General features: G+C 61.8%; 5 protein-coding genes. 4 read left to right on the top strand and 1 reads right to left on the bottom strand.

Annotation, left to right across the window (positions count from 1 at the left end; translation table 11 throughout):
* A partial coding sequence (locus ABYO54_RS13080; protein WP_372808693.1) for an L-fucose isomerase occupies positions 1-1,745 on the bottom strand: 1,745 nt, incomplete at its 3' end.
* A 91-nt stretch (positions 1,746-1,836) separates the two neighbouring features.
* On the opposite strand from ABYO54_RS13080, the gene ABYO54_RS13075 reads away from it, so the two are divergent.
* From ABYO54_RS13075 to ABYO54_RS13060, 4 genes are all read left to right on the top strand, one after another.
* The gene (locus tag ABYO54_RS13075) at positions 1,837-2,760 is read left to right on the top strand and encodes an AraC family transcriptional regulator (protein ID WP_372808692.1); all 924 of its coding nucleotides are present in this window, start codon (positions 1,837-1,839) and stop codon (positions 2,758-2,760) included.
* A gap of 160 nt (positions 2,761-2,920) precedes the next feature.
* The gene (locus ABYO54_RS13070) at positions 2,921-3,730 is read left to right on the top strand and encodes a ThiF family adenylyltransferase (RefSeq protein WP_372808691.1); all 810 of its coding nucleotides are present in this window, start codon (positions 2,921-2,923) and stop codon (positions 3,728-3,730) included.
* Complete coding sequence (locus ABYO54_RS13065; protein ID WP_372808690.1) at positions 3,727-4,902, top strand: M20/M25/M40 family metallo-hydrolase; 1,176 nt, start codon at positions 3,727-3,729, stop codon at positions 4,900-4,902. Before ABYO54_RS13070 ends, ABYO54_RS13065 begins: the two co-directional genes overlap by 4 nt.
* A gap of 6 nt (positions 4,903-4,908) precedes the next feature.
* The gene (locus ABYO54_RS13060) at positions 4,909-5,697 is read left to right on the top strand and encodes a sulfite exporter TauE/SafE family protein (protein ID WP_372808689.1); all 789 of its coding nucleotides are present in this window, start codon (positions 4,909-4,911) and stop codon (positions 5,695-5,697) included.
* The last annotated feature ends 177 nt before the right edge of the window (positions 5,698-5,874 follow it).

Below are 5,874 nucleotides of genomic sequence, written 5' to 3'. Positions count from 1 at the left end.
TCGAGGCCTTCGGTACCGAAGGAGCTCCAGGCACTCGGACGGTAGACGTCGCCGTCTTCCACGTTGTGCATGAAGACCGGGATACGCAGCATGGCGGCCAGCGTGATCAGGTCGGCACCGATGTGTCCGAAGCTGAAGGCCCCGTGGTTGGCGCCCCATTTGGCCATCACTTCGTAGACGTCGGTAAAGGCGCCTTTGCCGGTGATGCGCGGAGCGAACCAGGTGGTCGGCCAGGTGTTGTTGGTGCGGTCGTCGAGTTTCTTGTGGACCTCGTCGGGCAGCTCAACCGTCCAGCCTTCGGCAATCTGCAGGACCGGGCCCAGCCCCTTGACGATGTTGACGCGGCTCATGGTGATCGGCATGCCCGCCTTGGTGGTGAACTTGGAGGACCAGCCGCCGCCCGGGAAGTATTCCGTTACCGACGGGTGCCAGGTGGTCGCCTCGAGGCAATCCTTGGCTTCGGCTTCGGAGATTTCCCAGAAGGGCTTCATGGCGGGCTTGCCGTCCATCGTCTGCCGGCCGCTGCCGTCGAGGGACGCGGAGCCGGAGTTGATGAGGTGGATGAGTCCGCCGGCGGCTACGCCGTCGACCTTGTGCCCGGTCACACGCTCGATGGATTCGGGACTCCAGTAGGTGCGGACGTCGGCGAAGACCTGCGCGGTGTTGGTCAGCAGATAGCTGAAGAGCATCGGCACGCCGTTGAGGCAGTCGTTCTCGGTGGCCATCAGACGCGGCATGCGGATGCCGGACCAGTCGAAGGAGCTGTTGGAGATGGCTTCCATGAAGTCGCCGTTGGCCTCGGTGTCGGTCCAATGGCGCTGGCCCTGGAAACCGGAAAGGATGGCGTTATGGCCGCGGGCTTCTTCCTTGTAGCCCATTTCCTCGAGCTTGTCGTTTCCGTACATCAGGTCGCGGGCGATCATGGCCATTTTAACGGAGGTTTCCCACTCTTTGTCGAGCTTTTCGCGGGAGCGGGTGGTGGTCGGGCCGTTCGGGTCGTGGCCTTCCGGGCAGTTGGCTTTCACCCAGGCCAGCGCCTGCGCATACTCTTCCTGGTCGAAGATGCCGTCGCGGATGCGGCGGTGCATTTCCATCAGGTCGATGGCTTCGACGCGCATGCCGAGATAGTCTTCGAAGAAGTTCTGGTCGACGATGGAACCGGCGATGCCCATGGAGACGCCGCCCATGGAGAGGTAGGATTTACCCTTCATCGTGGCCACCGCCAGACCGGCCTTGGCGAAGCGGAGGATTTTTTCTTTTACATCGGCGGGGATGGTTTCGTCGCCGCCGTCCTGCACGTCGCGTCCATAGATACCGAATGCGGGGAGCCCCTTCTGGGAATGGCCCGCGAGTACGGCGGCGAGATAAACCGCGCCGGGGCGCTCGGTGCCGTTGAAGCCCCAAACGGCTTTCGGACGGAGCGGATCCATGTCCATCGTTTCGGATCCGTAGCACCAGCAGTTGGTCACGGTCAGCGAAACGCCGACGTTTTCGGCATCGAATTTTTCCGCACAGGCGGCGGACTCGGCCACGTTGCCGATGCAGGTATCGGCAATCACGCACTCGACCGGCTCGCCGTTGGGGTACTTGAGGTTTTCGCTGATGAGCTTGGCCGCGTTTTTGGCCATGGTCATAACGGGGCCTTCGAGCGATTCGCGTACGCCGCCGTAACGGCCGTCGATAGTTGGGCGGATCCCGATCTTTGGCAGTTTGGTGATCCAGGTCTTGTTGGTAGATGTCGTCATAGCAGACTCCCTTGTTAGGATTGAACCCTATATAAAACACACGAATGTCAACCTTGTCGTTTGGGATTCCGGGTGGTATATTTTATACATCATGAATGAAATCATCAGTTATGGACGCATCCAATGCCGGGAACTCTCGCCGCACAAGAACCGCGGCATGGAAATCACCTATATCGAAAAGGGCATGCTGGAGTGGATGGTGGAGGGGGTTCCGGAAAAAGTGGAGTCGGGCTCGATCTACTTCACGCTTCCGTGGCAGGTGCATGGCAGCGTGAATCCGCGCGAACCCGACAACATGATCTACCACGTGCTCTTCCACCTGGAACGCGACTACCCGGAGCCGCGGCCCACCTTCCACCTGCCGAAGTCCTTCGGTTTCAGCAAGGCGGAAATGGAGATCCTCAGCTCGACGTTCGCCGCAAGCCCGCGCCACTGCTTCCCGGCCACCCCGGCCATGCGGGGGCTGATGCCGACGCTGATCGGCGAACTGCAAAGCACGCACGCGCTGCGCGAAGCGCATACCACCACTTTGCTGCGGGCGGTTCTCGTCGAGCTCAAGCGCATCGTGTCGGGCGAGGTGGTCGATGCCGGAAGCTACTCCTACTCGGAACAACGCGTCCAGGCGCTCATCGCCGCGCTCCCGGCCCAGTGCGAGCAACGCTGGACCCTGGCGGGCATGGCCAAGTTTTGCGGCATCCAGCGAACGCAGCTAAACAAGGTGTTCCAGAAACTGACCGGCAGCACCCCGATGGAATATCTCTTCCGCATCCGCATGGAACGCGCCAAGACCCTGTTGCGCGAAACCGACGTCAAGGTCATCGACATCGCCTTCGAGTGCGGCTACGGCACCAGCCAGTACTTCGCCAACACCTTCAAGCAGGCCACCGGAACCACCCCCTCCGAATACCGCAAGCATTTCAGCGGATTGTCCGCCGCCGAATCGCGGGACTGGAAAAACGTGCAGTTCCGCAGCGAGGAGGAAGAGCGCCGCCGCATCGCGGACTTCCGCTCCTAGCGGCCGGGCCGAACAACGGCAATTGCCGGGTAAGGCCGTATCGGTGCCTTGCATTCTGCGGCGGCATTCATATAGTTCCCCCTTTGGAAAATCCCGCACCCCGGCGCGAACCGGACAAACTCAGCCGCGTGAGGGGCGTAGCGGCAGCGAGAACGAACGCATGAACGAAATTGAAACAGGTGGATACGAACACCGCTTCGGCGGGCTTTTCCGGCTTTATGGCCAAGGCGCCATGGAAAAACTGCGGGCCGCGCACGTGCTGATCGTCGGCATCGGCGGCGTCGGCTCGTGGGTGGCCGAATCGCTGGCCCGCAGCGGCATTGGGCAGCTGACCCTGGTCGACTGGGACGACATCTGCTTTTCGAACACCAACCGCCAAATCCATGCCATGACCGGCACCGCCGGCCGCGCCAAGGTCGACATTCTCGCCGAGCGCATCGGGCTCATCAATCCGGCGTGCGGCATCACCGCCATCCGCGAATTCTATTCCGACAAAAACGCCGACGAACTCATCCAACCCGGCCTCTCCTACGTGGTCGATGCGATCGACAAGAAAAACGCCAAGATCCACCTGATTACCCAATGCAAGCGCCTGGGCATCCCGATCATCGTCTCCGGCGGCGCGGGCGGACGGGTGGATCCGGCGCAGGTGCGCACGACCGACCTGCGCGACTCCTACAACGACCCGCTGCTGGCCGCCTGCCGCAAGCAACTGCGGAAAAACATCCCCGGCATGCACCTCAACCATAAGAAGAAATTCGGCATCGCCTGCGTCTTTTCCGCCGAAACCATCCGCTACCCCCACCCCGACGGCGGCATCTGCTTCGAAAAGCCCGCCGCCGGCAGCGGCCCGAAACAGCTCGACTGCCAATTCGGCTTTGGCGCGGCCTCGTTCGTGACCGGAAGCTTCGGTTTCGCCATGGCCGCCCGCATCATCAACGACCTCGCCAACCCAAAGGAACAACCATGACCAACCAAGACCGCGCACTCACCCATCTACTCGATTTGCTGTCCGTCGAAGGCCTCACCGGGCAGGAAGCAAAAGTGGTCGAAGCCCTCTCGCAAAAGCTGCTCGCCGCCGGATGCAAGCCGGCGTGGATCACGACCGACGACGCGCACAAGCGGCTCGGCGAAGGCTTTGAGACCGGCAACCTGATCGTAAAGCTGCCGGGCACCGTCAAGGCACCGCGCATCATGTTTTCGGCCCACATGGACACGGTGCCGCTCTGCAAGGGCGCGGTGCCCATGGTCAAAGGCAACCGCGTGGTCTCCAAAACCAAGACCGGCCTCGGCGGCGACGACCGCTCCGGTTGCGCCGCGATCGTGACGATGGTCGAAACCATTCTGGAAAACAACCTACCGCATCCGCCGATGACCCTGCTCTTCCCGATTGGAGAAGAGAACGGGCTGCATGGGTCGCGCATGGTACGCTTCGCGGACCTGGGCCATCCGGCGATGGGCTTCAACCTCGATGGGCAGGAACCGAACGAACTCGTGATCGGCGCCATGAGCGCCGTGCGCTGGGAAGCCATGATCACGGGCATCTCGTCCCACGCCGGGCTCGAACCGCACAAGGGGATTTCCGCCGGGCTGATTGCCTCGAAGGCCATGGCGCTGGTGGCGGAAAAGGGCTATTTCGGCAAGATCACGAAAGGCAATCGCGCCGGAACCTCCAACCTGGGGACGATCAACGGCGGACAGGCCAGCAACCAGGTGATGGACCAATGCATCCTGATGGGCGAATGCCGCAGCCATAGCCCGGCCTTCCTCGAACAGATCGTCAATGTCTACAAAACCTGCTTCGAACAGGCCGCCCAGAGCGTGACCAACGACAAAGGCAAATGCGGCAAGGTCAAGTTCGCCACCCTTTCCGACTACCGCGCCTTTCGCCTCAAGAAGTCGGAACCGTGCGTACGGATTGCCGGCCAGGCGGTCGAGGCCGTCGGCCTCAAACCCAACCCGGTCATCATGGACGCCGGGCTCGACGCCAACAACTTCAACGAAAAGGGGCTGCCGACCATCACCCTCGGCAGCGGCTCGCACAATTTCCATCAGGTCGCGGAATATGTCGATATTAAGGAATACCTGACCGCCTGCGATGTCTTGCTCAACATTGCAAAGCTTGCGGCGGAACCTAGCTAAGTTCCGATGGTATTCGACCTGACCATTTCGCAGATCCTCCTCCGGCTCGTCCTTGGCGCCGTCATCGGCTTTTCCGTGGGCCTGACCGGGGTGGGCGGCGGGGTGCTCGGCTTGCAGGCCACCACGCTGGTTCTCGGGCTCGATCCCGTCCGGGCGGTCGGCACCACCAGCCTCTATCTGTTTTTCACGAACATCGCCTCGACCTTTCACCACATCCGCATCCACAACGTTTCCCACCACACCATCCGGGCGATCCTGGTGGCGGCGGTGCCCGCCAATTTTATCGTTTCGCGCTGGATCAGCACCAACAGCGAAAGCGCCGGATTCAAGAACGGGCTGGAACTGCTTATCCTGATCGCCGTTTTTTTGGCGGTCGGCGCCATGGCGCTGAATGCCTTGCGGAGGGAACCCGAACCGCAGACGATCGGCACCCAAAAGGTGCTCGGCGTTGTTCCCGGGCTGATCATCGGGCTGCTGTTCGGCGCGCTGGTGGGCGCCACTTCCGTGGGCGGAGTCGTGCTGGTTCCAACGTTGCTCCTGCTCGGTCTGCCCGCCCACCGGACCGTCGGCACCACGACCACCATCATCACGGTGCTCACGCTGCTGACCGCCATCACCTACGGCGCGGGCGGCGAATCGGACATCCCGACCGCGCTCACCATGGCGGGAGGGGCGCTTTTCGGTGTTCGGCTCGGCAGCCGGCTCGCCGTCGGACTCCCCGAAGCGATCCTCAAGAAAATCATGATCGGGATCGTTGCCGCCGTTGCCGTGGCCATGCTGATGAGGCGGTTTTAAAACACCTTCTCTATTTCTTCTCCGCCGCCACCCCCGCTTCGATCTGGGCGCGGATTTTCTTAAAATAGGGAGACAGCTTGTCGGGGTCATGGTTTTTCCGGTTGTCCATGTCGACCTTCTCCCATTTGGCGAGTTGAACCAACGCCTCGTCCCAACGCTCGGCCTTGACCAGCACCT

The sequence above is a fragment of the Pontiella sp. genome, from assembly GCF_041622395.1.
Taxonomy (GTDB): domain Bacteria; phylum Verrucomicrobiota; class Kiritimatiellia; order Kiritimatiellales; family Pontiellaceae; genus Pontiella.
This window is presented reverse-complemented; position numbering and strand designations above follow the sequence as displayed.